Consider the following 19,848-nt stretch of genomic DNA (forward strand, 5'->3'; position numbering starts at 1 on the left):
CCTGTCAATGTTTTTGTTCGATAAACGGCGATAATTTAGCATTCAAGTAAAGGTCGGTTTCATTCACTAACGGAGTAACTTGGGGCTTACCGACAAATGAGGCTGACACATTTGCCTTAATGCCATAGACTGCTTCTATGTTTTTTTCAGTAAGCACCTCCTCAGGCGTACCGAGGGCGTAAATGCAGCCGTTTTTAAGCATAAGCATACGGTCAGAGAATCGGCTTGCCAAATTCAAGTCATGCATAGAAACGACAACAGAACGCTCTTTGCTTTGCGCCAAACCTTTGAGCATACAAAGTATCTCTAATTGATGTTTAATGTCAAGTGAACTGGTAGGTTCATCAAGCAACATGAGTTTAGGCTGCTGAGCGAGAGCACGGGCTATGATAACTTTTTGCTGTTCCCCACCGCTGAGTTCATTGAAGTGGCGCATAGCCAGATGACCGATGCCCAAGAAATCAAGCATTTCAGCAACTATATCGTTGTCACGTTCACCGATGTTCCAGTGAATGTATGGCTTTCTTCCCATCAAAACCACGTCAAAAACGGTAAAGGGAAAAGTGCTTGTTGAGTTCTGCGGGACATACCCCATAAGCATGGATAACTGCTTAATAGTGAGTTTGTTTGCATCTTGACCATCAATTAGCACAGTATTCTGTTTTGTTTTCAAGATGCGATTAAGGCATTTCAGCATAGTACTTTTGCCAGAGCCGTTTGGGCCAACAATGCTCAGCATTTCGCCTAGCCCCATTTCGAACTCTATATTTTTCAGAATTGGAACTGAAGCATAGTTGAATGAAAGTTTGTTTATGGTCAGTTTCAACCGAATGTTCTCCTCCTTTTACTTATCAGAAGATAAATGAAGAATGGGACACCAAGCAAAGAAGTTAAAATTCCAACCGGAAGCTCGGTAGGCATGATTACAAGCCGCGCCACAGTATCGGAAGCAAGAAGCATAAATGCACCAACACCAACGCTGCAAGGGATAAGGTATCGGTGGTCGCTGCCAAGAAACATTCGCGCAATATGGGGAGCAATCAAATCTACAAAACCTATGATACCAGTGAAGGCTATTATGCTGGCTGTGGCGATTGTCTCCAAAAGCATATTTATGGTTAGAACACGCTTGGAGTTGACACCTAAACTTGTTGCTACATCTTCACCCATGCTCATGATATTGATATTCCAAGATTGGGTCATCATAAGAACAATCGCGATTGCCACGATTGGCAAACAAATCATGATTTTTTCCCAAGTTGCCGTATAGAGACCGCCTAGAAGCCAAAAGACAATGGCGCTTACAGCTTTATCCTCAGGTGCTATATACTGAATCAGAGATAGAAGGGCAGAAAAGAGAAAACCAACAGCAACACCAGCCAAAATTACTGTTTCTGAGGACATTCCACGAATGCGGGCGATTGAATAAACGATTATCATAGCAAGTAAACAGAACATGAAAGCGTTACCGATAACCAAGTATCCGCCGACAAAGGAGATTACGCCTATTCCGAAAACTATAGCCAACGCAGCGCCGAACCCTGCTGCTGAAGAAATTCCCAAAACATAAGATGAAACAAGGGGATTACGCAAGACGCCCTGCATGGTCACTCCTGCGGCAGCAAGCCCTGCTCCAGCTATTAATGCTAATACAATACGTGGAAAGCGTATATCCCATATTATAGTCTGAGCTAAAGGAGAACCTGGGTCGAGGTTTAAAAACGGAAAAGTATGTGAAACAATAACTTGGAATGCTTCGGGCAGACGCGGAGAACCTGCGCCAAAGCTTATTGAAACAATCATTGTGATAATAACTGCTATAAAAACAGAGAAAATTGCAAGAAGCTTCCGCTTCTTACCTTTATTGTAAAGTTTCTTGAGTTCTGTTTTTGTGGTCATGGATACGCAAACGTCCCTGCTATGCTAGTTCCGAAAAACTTTTGATTAAGCTCTTGATTAACAGTTGCTGGGTCTATGTCTGAGAAAAGGCTTGGTTGAAGCCACTTTGCCCAGTAGAGGTAGCCGACTATGCCTCGCACACCGCTTCTGGCGTAAAAGTCACAGATGTAGACCCGCCCATACTTAATTGCGTCAACGTTTTGAAGTGCTGGTCTGCTGAGTATCTCGTTTCTTGCCGCTATGAAGTCATTTATATTATGCGACGGACTGAAAATCATAGAAATCATTACTGAAGGATTTTGCTCTACAATGAATTCAATACTTAGCGTGGGGGAGTAAACTGTTTGGTTTTCAGCAATGTTGATTCCACCAGCTTGGTATACGCTCGCAGTAACAAAAGTTCGGCCATAGTCGTACCAGTCAAGCCAGGTTTTAACTAGTTGGGCAGAGGATAAGGAGAATATGCGGTCTTTAACGAGTTTGTTATAATACTGCGCCCATTCTTTGTATTCGGTTACCTTGTCTTGGTGACCCACTATTGGAACAAGGTCTTGCATTAATTTGCAAGTGAAGTCTATGGCTGTTGGCGAATCATACAGTTCTTGTTTAGTCATCTGGGAAGGATTGGTGGGCTCAGGTGTTGTTGTGTCAATAATGTAAACGGGTATTCCAGCGTTTTTAAGCTGCGCATAAGAGGTAGGATTGTACGGTAACATTGAACTGGCAAATATGACATCGGGGTCAAGTGTTATAAGCGCCTCGACGTTTGGTGCATAATCATTCTCGCCAAATGAAGGCACGCTTAGAATAGATGGCGGCATTGTGCAACTGTCAGTTCTTCCGACAATCAAACTTTGGGCGCCCATGGCACAAAGAATTTCTGCGGTACCTCCATCAAGCGCAGCAATACGTTTCACTGGAAGCTGTATGGTCATAGTGTTTCCCGCACCATCGGTAACGGTGACATTTGTAGGACTTGGTGTAGGTGATGCTGTGGGGCTCGTGGTTGGCGAAGCTGTCGGCGAACCTGTAGGGCTCGGAGTAGGGCTTGAGGTAGGTGTTGACGTAGGCGTAACTGTGGAACTTGGAGTTGGTGTAGGTGACGGCGAAGAAGAACCATTTGAGAAATAGAGGCTGTATGTGCCGTAAGCGGTAGCAGATAAAATTAATGCTATAAGAACTATTGCGATAATTGTAGTATTTCTGTTCAGTTTCTTCACCTCCTTAGTCATTGTTCATGATAAGTGGTTGATCGCAAAACAGGTTGGTTCGAACCGCTGAAGCAATAGGTGCAGCGCTTAATTCTTCTAAACGAAGATATTTGCCACGCATTTCTGTGGAGATTTGCTTGACTAACCCAAAGGATATGAAGGCTTGTTCAGTATCCAAAGATAAAGATTGGATACCAGCAGAAGCGATTTCACGAGCGATACTTTTTGCTTCTTCAACTGGATCTCCGCCATAAAGGTTCACGTTTGCGCGTCCATCAGAAACCAGAACTAACAAAGGAACCGCTTCTTTGTCTCCTCTAACATAGTTTTTGATGGTTTCCATACCAAGCTTTAATCCGTGAGCCATAGGAGTACGCCCGCCTGTTGGTAAAGAAGAGAGATACCTTTGTGCTAACTCGACACTGTTAGTGGGCGGCAAAACCAGTTCGGCTGTTTCTTTGCGAAACACCACCATGCCAACTCGATCACGACGTTGATAAGCATCAAGCAGTAATGATAAAACCGCTCCCTTAGTTGCAACCATCCGTTCTTCGGCACCCATAGAACCACTGGCATCAACCACGAACACGATTAAATTACCAATTTTTCTCTCCCGCACTTTCTCCCGCAGATCATACTTTTCTAACAACAAACCATTTGGGCAGCCACCATTAGTTGCCTTACGTTGAAGCTGAAACGGTGCAGCCGCCCTCAAGGTTGCATCAAAAGCTAAATCCTCAATTTTGCCCTTCGGAAGGGTACTATCTACATATCTGCCAGTCTTGGAAGCACTCAGAGTTTTTGACCGCCTGCCTGCCCCACTGCGTTGAACTTCATCTAAAACGGGCACCGAGAGAGGCTTTACCGCATATGGAGAATCTGCCTCAAAAACCTGCTCTCGCCCAGAATCCTCTTCCTCAGACCTCTCTTCAGGAGTGTTGTCGTGGTTGTCGCTTGGAGGAACAGGATTCTGGGGAGAGTTTTGTTGCGGTTTCTGTTTGCTTTGATTCCATTTTTGTAAACTTTCTTGGATTTGCTGTTGCTCGAGCTTTGGTTCTTCAAAAGGCTGACGACGATGGCGGTGTGGAAGCGCTAACTCAGCTGCCTCTTTGATGTCCTCTTCAATAACTTCTGATCGTCCCTTGTAAGCAGCGATGGTACAAGCAGTCTTGTATAGCGTTATGTCAGCTCGATGACCATCAACTGCAAAGTCGATACAGATTTGAGTGATTAAATCAAGCATTTCGTCACTTAATTTAACCTTAGGTAAAAGGTGACTAGCTTCCACAATCTTTTGACGAAGCTTTTCCTGAATACCGCGTTGAGACTCAACGAAAGCTGAGGGGTCGGTTTCGAAGGCAACACGTCTTCTCACTATTTCCGCTCTAGCCTCACGATATGGAATGCCTTTAACTTCAACCGAAAGCGCGAAACGGTCCAACAATTGCGGACGAAGCTCTCCCTCCTCAGGGTTCATGGTGCCGACCAAAACGAACTGTGCTGGATGTCTAAAGGAGACACCTTCGCGCTCTACAAAGTTAACGCCCATGGCGGCGGCATCAAGCAAGACATCTACAAGGTGGTCGTCAAGCAGGTTTACTTCATCGATGTACAGGATGTTGCGATTGGCTTTTGCAAGAATTCCTGGGTCGAAATGCTTCTCGCCTGTTTTGATTGCTTTTTCTATATCAATTGTGCCTACAAGTCTGTCTTCTGTGGCGCCTACAGGTAGCTCCACTACAGTCACTGGGCGTTTAGTTATTGAAAGTTTTTCGCCTTTGGCTACTTTAGTGCTACAAGAATCACACATGTCCTTTATATGTGTAGGGTCACAGTGGAAAGGGCAGTCAGATACTACATCAATTTCAGGCAGGAGGTTAGCTAAGGCACGAACAACCAGCGATTTGCCTGTTCCTTTTTCTCCTCGCAAGAGGGCACCGCCAATTTTTGGGTTGATAACGTTTAGAACCAGCGCCAGTTTCATTTTTTCTTGGCCAACAATGGCACTGAATGGGTAAACCATTTTGTCTTGCACTTTGATTTTCCTCGGTTGGTTGGATTATCCAAGGTTGATTAGCCAATTTATCTAATAAACTTTGGTTAAATTAAAGTTAATATCAGGTTGATAAACCGAGGTTAACTAGTAGCACCTAATGCTTGCAAAATACAACAATCGCCCGTCCAATTCCCGTCTCTTGGAAATTTCTCTTGGAGAACTTGCCTGTAGTTTTAATATTTTTGTTATTTACCAACAAAAAGAAAAAGGAAGAAACAAAAAACGAGTTTACGCTACATTTTCCAGTTTTTTCACCGTAATGCACGCGACTTTGAGCTCTTTTTGCAGTGCTTTTTCGGATGCGACTTTTTCGCACAGGATAGTGTTATCGTCTTGGCATGTTAGTGTGTAACCATTCTGCTCAAGCTTTTTTAGGCAGGCCAAGGCGCGTTCAAGGAAGACGATGTCTACTTTGCTACAGGCTGGGCACATGTTAATGATGACTTCAACAAAAAAGGTTGGCTGTTGAGCAGACGGCGAAGATAATCGTGCGCCTACACCTACTCGGCACTTGACGGTTTTGGTTATGGGTTGGTAAGCTTCTTTATGTTCAGAAGCTTTGGCTACATTTATCAGGATTTTAGTGTTGATTTTCTCGTTTAGCACCATGTTTTTGCATCTCAACGACGGTTTAGAGCTTGAAGTACTTGTCGTACAGCACGATGCCGACTGCCAAGATAGCTACACATGAAACCGACACGACCGTGAAATCGAACAGTACAGTTTGGCTGGTGATTGCGGCGCCCCGAAGGAACAGTGACGTTAAGGCGTCTGTGACGTAGTAGCTGGGCACGAACTTGCCTGCCATCTGCGCTACGCCAGAGAGTGATGCGCCGACGAACGTGCCAAGGAATAGCTGTGGAAGCACGAACAGGAAGCTCAATCCAGTGGCTGCACCTGACGATTTTGAGATGGTGGCGGTGATTAAGCCAAAGCCCACGTTTGAGAGGCTGAACAATAACACCAGCATGAAAGCTACTATGTAGGCGTCTGCGCCGATTGTTGGTCTAAAGCCCATAACGTAAATCATTGCGAACACTAAGACCGCTTGAATCAACGCTATCACCATATAAGAGATAACTTGGCTTGCCATGAACTCTGTAGGTGAGGTCGGAGTTATGCGGATGCGTTTCATCATGCCGTTTTCGCGGTCGGTGGTGAAAGATTGGGCAACCATCATGATGAGGAATATTGACGCGAATGTAAACATGCCTGGAGCGATGAAGTCAAGGACAGATGACTGCTTTTCAACTTCCACAAGTGAAGCAGTTTGTAGTTGTACTGGGCTTTGGGGTGCTTGCTGAGCGGGATTTACTATGCTGCTCAAAACCTGCTGGATGATTGGTGGCACAGCTTGGGTTGCAATCATTGAGCCTTTATCGAGGTATAGTGGAACGGTTGTGTTAACCCAACTGGTGGGAGTGTTTGGCGCTGCTTTATAGGATGCAATGCTGTTGCTGAAGTCAGCTGGAACCACTATTATGGCTTGGATTTTTCCTTGGCTTAAATCCAGCTGGGCAGTCTGATTGTCACCGTAAACACTAAGGTTAATGATTGACATATTCGAGAGTGCATCAGTGAATGCTTGCGACCACTGCTGATTGCCGCCTGCATCAAGGTTTACAACACCAATTTGATAAGTTACCGTTTGCTCTCCACTGAAGCCGCCGCCAAATGATGCACCAAACGCAAAAACAAACACTATAGGGAACAGAAATATCATGAAGAGGACTGCTGGGTCACGGATGGTTTTCTTCATTTCTTTTTTGGTTAACGCTAAAACTCGTTGCAGCTTCATTTAGATTTCCTCCCTCATGTTGCGTCCCGTGAGTTGAATGAAGACTTCTTCGAGGTTTTTGACGCGGTTTTCTGCTATAAGCTCTTTAGGCGTGCCCAGCGCGATGAGTTTGCCGTGATCAATTATGCCTACTCTGTCGCAGAGTTCCTGTGCTTCTTCCATAGCGTGGGTAGTTAAGATGACGGTTTTGCCCCTGCTTTTTTGGTCTTTAATAAAATCCCAAACGGCATGGCGCGACTGCGGATCCATCGCTACCGTGGGTTCGTCTAAGAAAGCGATTTCTGGGTCATGAATCAACGCTAATGCAAGGCTTAGTCTGCGTTTCATTCCGCCGCTGTACTTGCTGGCTTTGCGTTTTGCGTCCTCTGCTAAGCCCATTTTGTCTAGTAGCATGTCGCGTCTTGTTTTGAGGGTTTTTTTGTCTAGCGTGTGCAGGTTGCCGAAAAGCTCAAGGTTTTCAACTGCGGTAAGGTATGGGTAGATTGCTGTTTCTTGAGTGCATACGCTGATGAGTTCTTTGACTTTGGCTGTGTCTTTTTGTACGTCGTAGCCGAGGATTTGGGCTGAGCCACCTGTGGGTTTGATGAGTCCACAGAGAATGTTTATGGTGGTAGTTTTGCCTGCTCCGTTTGGTCCAAGTAGTCCGAAAAGTTCGCCTTTGCTGATTTGCAGTGTAAGGTTGTCTACGGCAGTTTTGTCTTCAAATTTTTTTGTTAAATTTTCTATTATTAATGCAAATGCCATTTTGAATCCCTGATAGAGTATAAGGCTGTTTGTGAATTTAGGTTCTTGTTTACCTGTTGCTTGAAGAAAATGAATGCAGAAGGCTAAGAAAGTCTCTTTTTTTCACTAACTAATTAAAGAATTGAACAAGCTATAGGAATTGGTCGCGCCAATAATTAAAAACATAACCTGTGTAGATGACGTTTGGCGCAACCGATTGCACCGTGGGTTCCTGCTCCAAGCTTTCCCGAAGTTCTTTAACTTCTTTGCTGGTTGGACACCAAGTCATAAAAAGGTATTCGTTGGGTATATTGCTAAAGCCCCAGTAAAACAGCGTGTTTGGGTAATACTTTCCCAGAATCAGATTTGATATGTTCTTGTCAACGTCAGGCTTCAACTGTACATGAAAAGCGCTAATTATGTCGTTGGACGCGTCAGGGTACCACTCGATGGATAATTCAATCAGGAAATTCTTTATCATGCGGTCAAGTCTACGGCGAGCTGTTTTAGCTGAAACTCCAATTTCCTCGGCGACATAAGCTATGGGTTTACGGGAGTTATCTTTTAGGCTACGGATGATTTTGTAGTCCAAGTTACAGAGGTCGGTTTCGATTTCAAGAGCTTTCAGGTTTGGCGGCATGGGTGAAGTTGTTATTCCCACGTTTGGTTCAGGCATGTGGGCGGTTTGTTTGATGAAGTTGACAAGCGGTTCGAGTTCAGCTATGTGTTTAAGGTAAGCGCCGATATAGAGGACGTTGCCGCCGCCTACAGCGAACCAGTAGATTGAGCCGTGGTTTTCAAGTTTAGGTTTCAAATTGCGGATGGAGTTGGCCCTTGAAGTGCCGATGAGTAAGATGTGGATTGCGTTTTGCACCAAGATGCTTGGTCTTGCAGTGAACTTGCGTATTATGCCCCTGTCGATTAAGTCTTGGATGCGGTTGTGAACAGCGGTTACTGAAAGGTTCAGTTTCTCTGCCAATTCACGATAGGAGAGCCTAGAGTTCGCAAGCAACATCATGCATAGTATAACGTCTGTTTTGTCCACTGTTTTTAGCCTAAAATCATTTTATATAATCACTACTTAAAGACTTAGCGTAAATAATACAAATCTGAGTAAGACATTAACGTTCATTATGGTAAATAGCCACAAACAACAAAAACCCACGAGAGTTCTCAGTAGCCCGGGAGAGATTCGAACTCTCGTCGGCGGGTCCAAAGCCCGCTATGCTTGACCACTACACCACCGGGCTGCAGTGTTTGTTTAAACGGTTCTTTTATTTATTGTTAGATGTTTAACGGAGCTTTTTTTCCTAATAAGCGTTCCCCACATCTGCCTGTAAATCAAATAATTTATGTCGCGCTTCTTTAGCAAGTAAGGGTGGCGATGTGTTTTAGCCATGTTATGGTTTATGCGCGCACTTAAGCATTTTTTTACACTTTTTTCCATCGGGCTTTTTTTAGAGTTTTTGAGATTTAGAAACCATTGTGTGCAATAGGTTTAATAAACCACAAATCTTAAATATTAGGTCTGTTCCTTTGCTTAGTTTGCGCGGGCCGAATGTACTATTTCTAGCCAGATTGGCCTATGGTGACGGTTCTACGCATGTTGATTAGAAGAGGTAGATGAAAGGTTGAGTAAAAAGGAAACACGGACTGCACAGCGTTTAGCTGATAAGTGTCCAGAATGCGGTAGCGATAATTTGGTTCATGATTACGATACTGGTGAGACGGTTTGTGGCGATTGTGGTTTGGTTTTGTATGAACAGATGATGGATAAAGGACCTGAGTGGCGTGCGTTTACGCAAGAAGAGAAAGCATCCAGGAGCCGTGTTGGCGTTCCCACGTCTTATTCGGTTCATGATAAAGGTTTGTCTACGGCTATTAGTCAAGTGGACAGGGATGCTTTTGGGCGCAAGTTGCCGTTGTCTACGCGTTTGCAGATGTGGCGGCTTAGGAAATGGCAGATTCGAAGCAGGGTTCATTCCTCTATTGATCGGAATCTTGCGCAAGCCATGGCGGAACTTGACCGTTTATCTGATAAAGTTTACATTCCACCACCGATTAAGGAGAAAGCTGCTGTAGTTTACCGAAAAGCGCTCGATAAGGGTCTTGTTCGTGGCAGGTCTATTGCTGCGATTGCTGCGGCGGCGTTGTATGCTGCTTGTCGTGGAAGCGGAACACCTCGGACTTTGCGAGAAATTGCTGAAGCCAGCCTTGTTGATAAAAAGGATGTGGCGCGATGCTATCGGTTGTTGTTGCGTGAGCTTGAGGTGCATATGCCGATTGCTGATCCCTTGACGTATGTTTCAAAGATTGCTGAGAAAACTGGGATTTCTGGTAAGACTCAGGGTGCTGCGATTCAGATTTTGCGTGATGCAAGACGTAAGCGTGCTGCTGCGGGAAAAGACCCGATGGGGTTGGCTGCTGCGGCGCTGTATATTGCTTGTTTGCAGAATAACGAGAAGAAGACTCAAAAAGACATCGCTGAGGCTGCTGGTGTGACTGAGGTTACGGTTCGTAACCGCTATAAGACACTTAAGAAGCAGTTGAATTTGGAGTTGCCTGATTAAGGCATTTTTTTCTTTTTTAAAATTGTTTTTTCTTGGTTTTCTTTTTCGAGTTCCATTACGATTGTGCCTACGTATCCGCATTGTTCGCAGTAGTATTGTCTTGGTGTTAGCCCGATTGCGAGTGTGCTTGTGAGTTGTATTTTTGGGCTTGCGCATCTTGGGCAAAATATTGCAGTTGGTTTTTTGTGGTTTGTGTTTTTTAGGATTTCGCGGATGGGGTCTAGTTTTTTCATGAGAAGGATTGCACCTTTTGGTTTGGGTTGTTTTGCGGGCTTACTGGAGTTCGATGTTTTCTTGTGGGTAACCGATTTTTATGAGGTAGTCTTTGACTCTGTCGCGGTGGTCGCCTTGGAGCATGATTTGCCCGTTTTTGTGGGTTCCGCCACATGCGCAGTAAGATTTGAGTTTTTGTGCGACGTTGGATAAGTTGGAGTTTTTGTCGTCCATGCCGTCGATGATGGTTGTTGCTTTGCCGAATTTTCGGGTTTCGAGGCGTATGCGGATTCGTTGTTGTTCTTTTTCAATTTCTCCGCAGACGCATAGGTCTTTTGGTAGTCCGCATGTTGAACAAACTTCAGCCATGATATTGTCATCAGTGAATTGGTGTTGGGTGTATATAAGAGTTTTAGGTGTTTTTGGTTTGTTTTTTTCTTATAGTTTGTTGTTGAGTGGGGTTCTTAGTACAACATCAACCTGTGGGTTGTTTGGAACGTTGTTTTTTATGTTGACGTTTGGTTTAGGGCTACTTGTTGGTTGCGGGTTTGCACAAGCAGTTCTGTTAGGCTTGGGGGCTTTGTATTGTAAATTGGTAGTACTTTTTATTTTGGTAGGAATTTGTTTATATGGTAGTGCATGCATTTCTATTGCAGGGAATCGTGATGCAGAAAACAGTTAAAGTCACAAGAAAAGGGCAAACAACCATCCCCGCTGAAATCAGAAAAAAGCTCCAAATAAAAGAAGGCGATGTTTTGGCAGTGGAAACTGTTGATCAAACAGTGATGTTTAAACGTGTACCCAAACTGGAGGAACTCGCAGGAGTTTTCGCGGGAACAGCTGACATTAATGAGATAAAGAAAGAATTAGATAAGCTACGTGAGGAATACTAGTTTTTGAAGCAAGTGCTAGACAGTCGCTTTCTTTTAGAGCACTTTTACTCTCAAGACACAGAAATGCGGCAGAAAACTAACCAAAAAATGAGGGAGTTAACGCAAACCGCCAAGGGAATCATCCCAGCGATAGTAATCCTTGAAGTAATCCAGTTTATTCACTCAAGAAAGGGCAAAGAAAGCGCAGAAATGGTTTATCGCTCAATCAATGCAAGCGGATTAAAAATAGAAGGGTTAAGTTCATCCATTGCTAAGGAAGCAGGCTTCCTAAAAAGCCTCTACAAACACGTTCCAATAGGCGACTGCATCATAGCAGCCACAGCCATAAAAAACCAAGCAAAAATAATCTCCGACGACCCGCACTTCGACACAATAAAAGAAACCAAACGAATCTGGCTCTAGCATGCATCCAAAAAGTATGCCGATACTTGGACTGACAAATCAATGTCAGGATGGTTTATTATCAAACAAAACAGAAAAGCAACCACCAAAAACGCAACAATTATCTAACGGTTGTTTTTATTAAGCAAAAGAACACTTGGTTCCTAACCGAAAAAGAGATATCTTGGAATAGTGCTATAAGGGATGTGTGCTTAAAGAACCTGAATTTCCCTCGACTAGATTCATAGGTAGCAAGACGAAGATTCTTGATTGGATATGGCAGTGCATCCAAGACTTAAATTTTGAGAAAACGCTCGAACCTTTTGGAGGAACAGGGGCGTTTTCTTTTTATGCGAAGAAAAAGAGAAAAACCGTATATTACAACGATATACTGACATATAATTACAATTCTGGTCTAGCCCTAATAGAGAACTCTAGCATTCGACCCTCATTCTTTGAAATAGAGAATTGCTTAAAGTTTAACGCTAATCAAAAATATTCTTGTTTCATAAGTAAAACTTTCCAAGATATTTATTTTACCAATGGAGAAAACGCGTGGTTAGATGTCGTTGTTCAAAATATCAACCTTGTCGAAGATAAGTACAAGAAAGCCATACTGATAGCCGCATTAGGTCAAGCATGCCTTATTAAAAGACCGTTCAATCTTTTTCATAGGAAAAACCTTTATTTAAGGTTAAATAATGTGGAAAGAACTTTCAATAATAAAACTTGCTGGGATACTAATTTCGAATTTTACTTCAAGAAATTTATTGATCAATATAATAATGCCGTATTTTCAAATGGAAAATGCAACAAGGCTACAAATCTAGACGTGTTTGACCTTTCTACCGATTTTGATCTTGTGTACCTCGATCCGCCCTACATGTCTGGGCACGGGGTAAATTACCTCGAGATGTACCACTTTCTCGAGGGGATAGTGAGTTATGATAATTGGTCAGAAAAGATTGACTACACGAGAAAGAACAGAGCCATGAGAAAAAATCCAAAAATCGATGCATGGACTAGGAAAGAAAATATTCCCCACTTGTTAGAAAAGGTAATAGAAAAATTCTCGGGCAGTAAAGTCATATTATCGTATCGAGGCGATGGATATCCATCCAAAAGAAAAATCTCCAATTTGTTTTTGAAATATACGGGCAAAAAACCCGCGATATATTCAATCCCTTATAAGTATGTTCTTAGCGAAAGAAAAGTAAGCGAAATTCTTTTTGTGTCAGAGTAAATTTAGAACTATATTAGAGCCCAAGACGCTCTCTCAATTTATCATTATAAAAGTCGCCAATAGCAACATCTAATATTTTAGATTTATCACCTGTTTGCATTTTTTTAAAAGTGGTGGTAAACCCTAAAGTTAGCAAGATGTTCAAGTATGTATTAGTTTGACAAAAGAAATCTTTCCATTCTATATATTTTGCGCTGTCATATTTTGGTGAATACCCTGTGGTTGTCTGCAATCTTTTCGCATGAGTATGAATTGAACCTGAGAGGTTTCTATACAATTCAGTTACCCATTTCCGATTAAACTTGAAAAGATCCATATCGTCCATAGCACATAATTGCTCAAAATCCAAAAAAAGGGTACCAAAATAATCCCATCCACCCCAAACATCATTTCTCTCATCTTGACCAAATTTTTGCCCAAGTTTCCACCAATTATATTCCGTCGGATGGGTGGAAAAATAAATTAAACGAAGACCAGTTTCAAGAGCACTTCGTAAAGACATGTTTGCATGCTTATAAAGACCCATATTTGCAAAGGTTATTGAAACGTAAATATCCATCCAAACCTCAGGAATCAACTCTTTAGCGGCGGGCACGCTTTGAAGCTTATTATTCCAAATATAAAGTGCGCTAAGTTGCTCTAATAATTTTTCAGTCTCGGATGCATGTTCATCCAATGATTTACACCAGTTTTTTCTACTCCAATCACGCTGGTTCTCATAAATTAACCGGGTGGCCTCACCAAGATCTCTTAATACCAACCGCTTCATAGTTGCTCACATGGTTTAAATATACCACAGACAGAATATAGTTTTTGTCCATTCAATAAGTCAGAAACCTTTCTTCTCAAATCCACTGTGAAATTAAACTTTAATGCAAATTGCATTAAGACATTTTCAATAATAGAAATTTTATCTTTAGCTTCTACCGTATTTGTAGGGAGGTCAATTACAGTTAAACCAGCCCAATTTTGAAAGTGAATATTATCTGACGCCTGCTTTATGATTTCGCAATTCAAGGTTTGTGCGTCTATAACTGTTGTATAAATGAATACAAAAACGATATCTTCTTTTCTTTGTTTTTGTGCTACAAGTAAGTGTTCTATGCAAGTGATCTCTTGTTCTAAACGTGTTTCTGTGTCTATTGAGCTCTGACGACTAAAATCAATAATCAAAGCATCGAACGGCAGGTATGGCGCTAAATTTTCTGTATTCTGCAGTGGAGAATCCTGAAACCGAGATGCGCCAATGATCTTTATCGGACAATATGTCTCTAATCGTGCAGCCTTTGGAAAAGTCTCTGTCCAAGCAAAAATTTCTTCTTTATTTGTTAATCTTGAATTTATATAAGCAGTTATTTCTTTATTGCCATTTTCATCGGTAAATACAAGAATCTTCATTTTTTTGTTTCTTCTTAAAGGATAAAGTTGGGCTCCGCCCTCCCGTAGCAAAGGTAGCCATAACTCATCAAGAAATTCTCTTCTAACGGTTACGACGGAAGCCAATTAGAACCCTTCTTTTTCATCCTCTCCGCTAATAAACACTTTCATCAGCAATTTCTCAATTTGAGTGAGAATTTTTGGGTCCTTTTCATATAGTATTAGGTATAAACCAAGCGATAATTCTTTGACCACTCTTTCACTTAACCCGCAATTGAATAAAGGATGTGAAAGATTGAAGAAAACAGTGTTATCCGCAAGTTTACAAATGCTCGGTGTAATATCTATGTTCCAGTTTGAATATTCCACACGAAAAGTCCTGTTCAGGACGTTGACCTTTTCCGTAAAAGCAGGGTGCCTTTCATAAATAATCACACTTTTTTTGTCATGGCTTATCTCTATTGGCGGTTTATTTTCATCAACTTCAATCTGTTCAGCCTTAACTTTTATACCCTTTTCTTTTGTTAGAACCTCCTTCATTCTAGAAACAGGTGATGCCGATTCATGTCGTCTTCTTTTACTTCGGGAGATTGCATCTTTCGAAATCCTAAGACGCTCTTTTGGAAATTGAATTATTTCGGCTTTTTTGAGTTCCTCTAGCACTCGATCACTATCTTGTGTAAAAAGAAGACCTTCATAGATCTCCTTGTCTTCACGAGACTTATCTTCAAGTTTTTCATTCCATTCAGCCAGTTTTTTTCTGAAAAATGCTTGCAAATCAGCGACTTCTTTGGTAAAAGAGAAACTATCCCTATCAATCATTAAGGAGTCTGCTAATCCTTCAAGGACGTGAATTTCACCTGTTAAATAATTGAGTTTCCCAGGAACTTTACCGGTTAATTTCGTAATTTCAAAGTCACTAGGCAAACCGATTCCGACATCACGTAATCTTATTTGAAAACCCTTTGCTTCTTCAGGTCGGACTGAGGCAAAAGGGCACATTATTGCGTATTTAACTCGAATCTTACCAAATTTCTCCTCACCCTTTTCAAGAATCCGTGCATTTTCGGCAACATTTCTAAAAAGTTCCTCGCCATCTAACCAAACTCGAAGCGGTTTTCTGCCTTTATACGCAAAAAAATCCCTAAGGTCTTGATGCTCCTTTGGGTAAAGCAACGGGCAATATTGACTTAATGTCCATTTAAACTTCTCATAGCCGCTATATTCCTTTAGGCTTGAGCCTCTTAATTTCTTTGGTTCCCTTAATTCATTAAGTATATGCTTTTTGATTCCCTCGAGAATAATGATTGTTTCTCCTTGATTGTGAGGCAGGTCGCTCAAAGTAATTTTATAGGGAAACTCTGCAGTTTCACCAATGCCAAGTTGGAACGTTCCGCCCTTAAAAAATCTGCTTGAATCAATATCTAGCTGAATATTTTTGTCACTTTTTCGCTTTTTTGTAATTATGGTCACTTTTTCACAATACGGAAAAACAGCAACAGAACCTATTCCGAAAGTTCCAATTCTCTTTCTTCCTAACTCGTCAATTTCTTCAGATAAGGGTGTTGGACCACCTACGACCAGATACTTTTCTTTCAAATCACCGAGATCCATTCCTTTTCCATTATCCCTTACAATGATTCTACCACTCAAAAGGTCAAGCCTAATTCTTACTTCAGTTGCTTGTGCATCATAAGCATTTGAAACTAGTTCCTTAACTGCTCTCGCGAAGTTTTGGTAAAGACCAATACTAAAATATTTTATTACCTCACTCGCAACAGTCATCGGCAGTTTGCCTGTTTCTATTTCTTGTCCATCCATGATCAAACAACCTCAAACTAATTTAGAGAAATATCGGTAATCTCCACTTAAAATTTTCCCATAATCCCAAATATCAGATAAATTAAGCTTTAAATCAAAAGATAAAATGTTTCAAGCATAGCCCTATATCTGGGACGCGTCGAAAAAATCGACTTTTCAAAGTTTTAGTTAGCGCAAAATTTTATTACTTACCGCTCCAAGTCTTTCTCCGATAAGGTGAGTTCATGAAGGTTGTTGTTCATTGGGGCGGCGGCAAAGACAGTTGCTTTGCGTTGCATAAGGCTGTAGAGCGCGGTTTAGATGTTGACCGCCTTTTAACGTATGTTTATCGTGAGCCCTACATTTTTCATAGTTTCAAGCTCATGGAGCTCCAGTCCCAAGCGCTGGGCATCCCTCAGCAGAAAGTCAAAATCAAAGATGCCATGAAAGACGTCTACAACGCGCTGGCACAGCTAAAGCGCGAGGGCATCGAGGGGTTGGTGACAGGCGACATCGCCAACATAAACCACAAGCCATTCTACGAGAACGCCTGCAAACAAATCGGGTTGGAACTGATTACGCCGCTTTGGAACCCAACGGGCAACCACGCAATCCTGCTCAACGAAGAACTCCAATCGGGCATCAAATTCATTTTTGGCTGCATCGACACCAAGTACGCCCGTGACCTTGACGGCTTTGCAAAGAAGTGGCTGGGGCACGTATGTGACAGCGAATGCCAAAGGGAACTGTTAGCGGTCTGCGCCAAGAACAAGCTCGACCCATGCGGAGAAACGCCGACGGCGTGGTATCACACGATGGTTGTTGATGCTCCGCTCTTTAAGCAACAAATCGAAGTGGGCAAGTTAGATTTGAAAAAAGAGGGCAAAAACCGCTACATCGACATCAAAGAGGCAACTCTAAAACAAAAATAGCCCATACACAGCACATGTAAGTAGGCGAAACCTTGAATTCTGCGCTGGTTGTTGTTAATCCTAAAAAATATGATAGGATTGGAGTAGTCGGCGATCTTCACGGAGACTACAAGGCATTGGACGCTCTGCTTGGTCTTGTTGATTTAAACAGGGATCTGCTGGTTTTTTTGGGCGATTATGCTGACCGTGGGGCGTTTGGTGTGGAAACGATTCGGCGGGTTGCAGCGTTGCACAAGGAGCATCCAAACAATGTTGTTGCGTTGATGGGTAATCATGAAGACTACACGAACTATGGCGAACCCAAGTTTTCGCCAGCCACCCTCATAAACGAGGCAGAAGCTAAAGTTGGAAGCTGGAACCGCTTCTTTAAAGACGAATTCAAACCCTTCATTGACAGCCTGCAACTGTCAGCGCTGATACAGGGCAATGCGTTGCTGGTTCACGGCGGTGTCTCAAGCAAACTCACCAAAATCGACGACCTCAAATCTCCTTCAGCGGACTTGCGTTTAGACATCTTGTGGTCTGACCCCTTCGACGGCGAGGGCGAGCGCCCAAACAGGCGTGGTGCAGGCGTGGAGTTCGGCGCTGACGTTTCAGCTTCGGTTTGCAGGGCGCTTGGTGTTGAGAGAATCATTCGAAGCCATCAACCCATGATTGCAAAGAATAAACCTCACTATGCACATGGCGGCAGAGTTGTTACGGTGCAGGCGACATCGGTCTATGACGGAGTGCCCCTTATTTATTTTATCGACCCAGTGTCGTCTAAAAATGATTACTATATTAAGCGATAACATCAACGAAATCTAGGGACCATTTATCCATTTAGGCCCCTCGTAGGTCCAAGCGAAAAGTTTGAAAGGTGTGTTTGGCTGCTCAACATAAAACACGGTGAATCTTAGGTCATAGTGGTGCGTTTCGGTGAAAACAACCGTATCATAGATGTATTCGTAAATCACTGATGTATTATAGTTGCGGGCGTTCAGAATTAGATTAGACCAACCTACGTAGATAAAGTCTGTAAGTATAGGTAACTCTCGTGGGCCATAGTATTGTTCTATTGTAACGTTGCTCCCTTTTTGAATTGTGAAGCCTTGAGATGTTAAATCATTGATTGCTTCTGCGCGTGTCAGGGATTGCTGCTCAAATTTTGGGGACCGAACCTCGAAATAGACAGTTCTGTACTCTACAAGTTTGCTTGTAGTGTCGAATGCATAAAAGATAATGTTGTGACTGCCGTCGCCTGCCCAAATTGTTTTATTTTCGGAAAGAGTCCAATTCTTTCCTCCATCAAGACTGTACGTAATTTGTGCAATTCTGTTGCTTACTGTAACGTTTAGGTGAATCTGTGTCTTCTCATAAGTTCTATTCTTAGGGAAGGATATCTGCAGGTGTGAGAGTGGAGTAGGTGCGGTTGTGGACTGCGATATACCGGAGGGCACGCCTTTTTGATAAGATCTATTGGCTAAATTATAGTAACCGGCTGTAATGGTTAAGCCTATAACTACAGGAACTAATATCAGAAGAAACAAAATTTTCGCCTGCTTTAGTTTGACCGTGTTCTCACAACCGATTTGATGCCAACGTCTTTTCTCATCGTTAATTCAGCAATAAGTATACAACAACCTCCTCATTACTCTCTCAGCGGAACGGAGCGTTCTCCTAAAAGAACAGCATAATTCTTCAAATCAATAATACCTTGGTCTTTGTCATAAAAGACATTACAAGAATTATTGCACGGAAAAAGATTTTATATTGAAAAGTCCTCCGCAAAGCCAACAACACAAAGTCTAACAAGAGCGATAATAACCATATTCAAGTGAATTGAACGGAAAAGTTTGACCTGAAAAACTCTCCACCTAAAGCAAACGCAGAAACAAAACACAGGCTAGAACGCAATGCAAGTGTTGTGGAAGGAGAGGAGCGCGACAACAACTAAATATAAAAACTGTACATTGAAAATAAGAAATTTGAAACCCATTCTCTTCAGCTTTAGATTGCTAAATTCTGGGCTTTGACGTATACCTGCTACATGTTCTCCTTGCTCCTCCAATCAAGCACGCAAACGCGAAACGTGTTTTCTTAGGAGGTGATCCGGCCGCAGGTTCCCCTACGGCCACCTTGTTACGACTTTTCCCTCCTTGCGAAACTTAGATTCGATACCGCCTAGAAGACGGCACCTCACCCAAGAGTCGCTCGGATGGAACGACGGGCGGTGTGTGCAAGGAGCAGGGACGTATTCACCGCGCGCTAGTGACACGCGATTACTAGGGATTCCATGTTCACGAGGGTGGGTTTCAACCCTCGATCCCAACTACGGCAGGCTTTCGAGATTGCCTCCCCCTTTCGAGGTCGGAACCCATTGTACCTGCCATTGCAGCTCGCGTGTGGCCCGGGAGATTCGGGGCATACTGACCTGCCGTGGCCCGCTCCTTCCTCCACTTTATCAGTGGCGGTCTCCTCAGTGTGCCCAGCACAAAGCTAGTAGCAACAGAGGACGCGGGTCTCGATCGTTGCCTGACTTAACAGGACACCTCACGGCACGAACTGGCGACGGCCATGCACCTCCTCTCAGCTCGTCTGGCAAGACCTTCAATCTGGCCTTCACACTGCTGTCGCTCCCGGTGAGATTTCCGGCGTTGACTCCAATTAAACCGCAAGCTTCACCCCTTGTGGTGCTCCCCCGCCAATTCCTTTAAGTTTCAATCTTGCGATCGTACTCCCCAGGCGGCAGGCTTAACAGCTTCCCTGCGGC

General features: G+C 42.9%; 21 protein-coding genes, 1 tRNA gene and 1 rRNA gene. 7 read left to right on the top strand and 16 right to left on the bottom strand.

Annotated features, from left to right (window positions below):
• Positions 1-4: 4 nt before the first annotated feature.
• From NWE95_13515 to NWE95_13525, 3 genes are read right to left on the bottom strand one after another with little or no spacing between them, the layout of a single operon-like run.
• Positions 5-826 carry an ABC transporter ATP-binding protein gene (locus NWE95_13515; GenBank protein ID MCW4004919.1) on the bottom strand — a complete coding sequence of 274 codons (822 nt, stop codon included), beginning with the start codon at positions 824-826 and terminating at the stop codon, positions 5-7.
• Positions 823-1,899, bottom strand: coding sequence for an iron ABC transporter permease (locus tag NWE95_13520; protein MCW4004920.1), 1,077 nt, complete (start codon positions 1,897-1,899; stop codon positions 823-825). Before NWE95_13520 ends, NWE95_13515 begins: the two co-directional genes overlap by 4 nt.
• Positions 1,896-2,834 (bottom strand): ABC transporter substrate-binding protein, encoded by a 939-nt coding sequence (locus tag NWE95_13525; GenBank protein MCW4004921.1) that lies wholly within the window; start codon positions 2,832-2,834, stop codon positions 1,896-1,898. Before NWE95_13525 ends, NWE95_13520 begins: the two co-directional genes overlap by 4 nt.
• Between NWE95_13525 and NWE95_13530 the strand changes: the two genes are divergently transcribed.
• Positions 2,827-3,030, top strand: coding sequence for a hypothetical protein (locus NWE95_13530; GenBank protein MCW4004922.1), 204 nt, complete (start codon positions 2,827-2,829; stop codon positions 3,028-3,030). The two genes, NWE95_13525 and NWE95_13530, sit on opposite strands and share 8 nt — an antisense overlap.
• 93 nt (positions 3,031-3,123) lie before the next feature.
• On the opposite strand, the gene NWE95_13535 is transcribed toward NWE95_13530, so the two are convergent.
• From NWE95_13535 to NWE95_13560, 6 genes are all read right to left on the bottom strand, one after another.
• A complete protein-coding gene (locus NWE95_13535) occupies positions 3,124-5,133 on the bottom strand; it encodes a putative cobaltochelatase (protein MCW4004923.1) in 2,010 nt (669 codons plus the stop codon).
• A gap of 261 nt (positions 5,134-5,394) precedes the next feature.
• Positions 5,395-5,775, bottom strand: coding sequence for a hypothetical protein (locus NWE95_13540; GenBank protein MCW4004924.1), 381 nt, complete (start codon positions 5,773-5,775; stop codon positions 5,395-5,397).
• 22 nt (positions 5,776-5,797) lie between these two features.
• Complete coding sequence (locus tag NWE95_13545) at positions 5,798-6,964, bottom strand: ABC transporter permease (GenBank protein MCW4004925.1); 1,167 nt, start codon at positions 6,962-6,964, stop codon at positions 5,798-5,800.
• Positions 6,965-7,708 (bottom strand): ABC transporter ATP-binding protein, encoded by a 744-nt coding sequence (locus NWE95_13550; protein ID MCW4004926.1) that lies wholly within the window; start codon positions 7,706-7,708, stop codon positions 6,965-6,967.
• Between the two features lie 130 nt (positions 7,709-7,838).
• Positions 7,839-8,732, bottom strand: coding sequence for a winged helix-turn-helix transcriptional regulator (locus NWE95_13555; protein MCW4004927.1), 894 nt, complete (start codon positions 8,730-8,732; stop codon positions 7,839-7,841).
• Between the two features lie 132 nt (positions 8,733-8,864).
• Positions 8,865-8,937: transfer RNA gene (locus NWE95_13560), tRNA-Gln, on the bottom strand.
• Between the two features lie 381 nt (positions 8,938-9,318).
• Between NWE95_13560 and NWE95_13565 the strand changes: the two genes are divergently transcribed.
• Positions 9,319-10,257 carry a transcription initiation factor IIB gene (locus NWE95_13565; GenBank protein MCW4004928.1) on the top strand — a complete coding sequence of 313 codons (939 nt, stop codon included), beginning with the start codon at positions 9,319-9,321 and terminating at the stop codon, positions 10,255-10,257.
• Here the strand turns inward: NWE95_13565 and NWE95_13570 are convergent.
• Positions 10,254-10,490, bottom strand: coding sequence for a hypothetical protein (locus NWE95_13570; protein ID MCW4004929.1), 237 nt, complete (start codon positions 10,488-10,490; stop codon positions 10,254-10,256). The genes NWE95_13565 and NWE95_13570 overlap by 4 nt on opposite strands.
• Positions 10,491-10,530: 40 nt before the next feature.
• Entirely contained in the window at positions 10,531-10,839 is a 309-nt protein-coding gene (locus NWE95_13575; protein ID MCW4004930.1) for a translation initiation factor, read from the bottom strand.
• A 260-nt stretch (positions 10,840-11,099) separates the two neighbouring features.
• Between NWE95_13575 and NWE95_13580 the strand changes: the two genes are divergently transcribed.
• From NWE95_13580 to NWE95_13590, 3 genes are all read left to right on the top strand, one after another.
• On the top strand, positions 11,100-11,363 hold the full coding sequence (locus NWE95_13580) for an AbrB/MazE/SpoVT family DNA-binding domain-containing protein (GenBank protein ID MCW4004931.1): 264 nt from the start codon (positions 11,100-11,102) through the stop codon (positions 11,361-11,363).
• Between the two features lie 12 nt (positions 11,364-11,375).
• Positions 11,376-11,765 carry a PIN domain-containing protein gene (locus tag NWE95_13585; protein MCW4004932.1) on the top strand — a complete coding sequence of 130 codons (390 nt, stop codon included), beginning with the start codon at positions 11,376-11,378 and terminating at the stop codon, positions 11,763-11,765.
• Between the two features lie 187 nt (positions 11,766-11,952).
• Positions 11,953-12,987, top strand: a complete 1,035-nt coding sequence (locus NWE95_13590) for a DNA adenine methylase (GenBank protein MCW4004933.1) — start codon at positions 11,953-11,955, stop codon at positions 12,985-12,987.
• Between the two features lie 13 nt (positions 12,988-13,000).
• Here the strand turns inward: NWE95_13590 and NWE95_13595 are convergent, their stop codons facing one another.
• Genes NWE95_13595 through NWE95_13605 form a run of 3 tightly spaced genes read right to left on the bottom strand, consistent with a single transcriptional unit; the run spans position 13,001 to position 16,185 of the window.
• Entirely contained in the window at positions 13,001-13,756 is a 756-nt protein-coding gene (locus NWE95_13595; GenBank protein ID MCW4004934.1) for a hypothetical protein, read from the bottom strand.
• Positions 13,753-14,490, bottom strand: a complete 738-nt coding sequence (locus NWE95_13600) for a hypothetical protein (GenBank protein ID MCW4004935.1) — start codon at positions 14,488-14,490, stop codon at positions 13,753-13,755. The genes NWE95_13595 and NWE95_13600 overlap by 4 nt, the downstream gene beginning before the upstream one ends.
• Positions 14,491-16,185 carry an ATP-binding protein gene (locus tag NWE95_13605; GenBank protein MCW4004936.1) on the bottom strand — a complete coding sequence of 565 codons (1,695 nt, stop codon included), beginning with the start codon at positions 16,183-16,185 and terminating at the stop codon, positions 14,491-14,493.
• Positions 16,186-16,409: 224 nt separating this feature from the next.
• Here NWE95_13605 and NWE95_13610 point away from each other — a divergent pair, with 224 nt between their 5' ends.
• Both NWE95_13610 and NWE95_13615 read left to right on the top strand, forming a co-directional pair.
• On the top strand, positions 16,410-17,096 hold the full coding sequence (locus NWE95_13610; protein ID MCW4004937.1) for a diphthine--ammonia ligase: 687 nt from the start codon (positions 16,410-16,412) through the stop codon (positions 17,094-17,096).
• Between the two features lie 32 nt (positions 17,097-17,128).
• Entirely contained in the window at positions 17,129-17,887 is a 759-nt protein-coding gene (locus NWE95_13615; GenBank protein MCW4004938.1) for a serine/threonine protein phosphatase, read from the top strand.
• A 12-nt stretch (positions 17,888-17,899) separates the two neighbouring features.
• Here NWE95_13615 and NWE95_13620 read toward each other — a convergent pair whose 3' ends face one another.
• Both NWE95_13620 and NWE95_13625 read right to left on the bottom strand, forming a co-directional pair.
• Positions 17,900-18,625, bottom strand: coding sequence for a hypothetical protein (locus NWE95_13620; GenBank protein MCW4004939.1), 726 nt, complete (start codon positions 18,623-18,625; stop codon positions 17,900-17,902).
• A 552-nt stretch (positions 18,626-19,177) separates the two neighbouring features.
• Positions 19,178-19,848, bottom strand: a 16S ribosomal RNA gene (locus NWE95_13625); the annotation flags it as partial.

It is taken from the genome of Candidatus Bathyarchaeota archaeon (genome assembly GCA_026014725.1).
Taxonomy (GTDB): domain Archaea; phylum Thermoproteota; class Bathyarchaeia; order Bathyarchaeales; family Bathycorpusculaceae; genus Bathycorpusculum.

Coding starts and splice junctions, on each gene's coding strand:
- NWE95_13520 (MCW4004920.1), bottom strand. CDS start 1,899: ATGACCACAAAAACAGAACTCAAGAAACTTTACAATAAAGGTAAGAAG.
- NWE95_13530 (MCW4004922.1), top strand. CDS start 2,827: ATGGTCATAGTGTTTCCCGCACCATCGGTAACGGTGACATTTGTAGGA.
- NWE95_13525 (MCW4004921.1), bottom strand. CDS start 2,834: ATGACCATACAGCTTCCAGTGAAACGTATTGCTGCGCTTGATGGAGGT.
- NWE95_13535 (MCW4004923.1), bottom strand. CDS start 5,133: ATGGTTTACCCATTCAGTGCCATTGTTGGCCAAGAAAAAATGAAACTG.
- NWE95_13540 (MCW4004924.1), bottom strand. CDS start 5,775: ATGGTGCTAAACGAGAAAATCAACACTAAAATCCTGATAAATGTAGCC.
- NWE95_13545 (MCW4004925.1), bottom strand. CDS start 6,964: ATGAAGCTGCAACGAGTTTTAGCGTTAACCAAAAAAGAAATGAAGAAA.
- NWE95_13550 (MCW4004926.1), bottom strand. CDS start 7,708: ATGGCATTTGCATTAATAATAGAAAATTTAACAAAAAAATTTGAAGAC.
- NWE95_13570 (MCW4004929.1), bottom strand. CDS start 10,490: ATGAAAAAACTAGACCCCATCCGCGAAATCCTAAAAAACACAAACCAC.
- NWE95_13575 (MCW4004930.1), bottom strand. CDS start 10,839: ATGGCTGAAGTTTGTTCAACATGCGGACTACCAAAAGACCTATGCGTC.
- NWE95_13580 (MCW4004931.1), top strand. CDS start 11,100: ATGGTAGTGCATGCATTTCTATTGCAGGGAATCGTGATGCAGAAAACA.
- NWE95_13595 (MCW4004934.1), bottom strand. CDS start 13,756: ATGAAGCGGTTGGTATTAAGAGATCTTGGTGAGGCCACCCGGTTAATT.
- NWE95_13605 (MCW4004936.1), bottom strand. CDS start 16,185: ATGGATGGACAAGAAATAGAAACAGGCAAACTGCCGATGACTGTTGCG.
- NWE95_13610 (MCW4004937.1), top strand. CDS start 16,410: ATGAAGGTTGTTGTTCATTGGGGCGGCGGCAAAGACAGTTGCTTTGCG.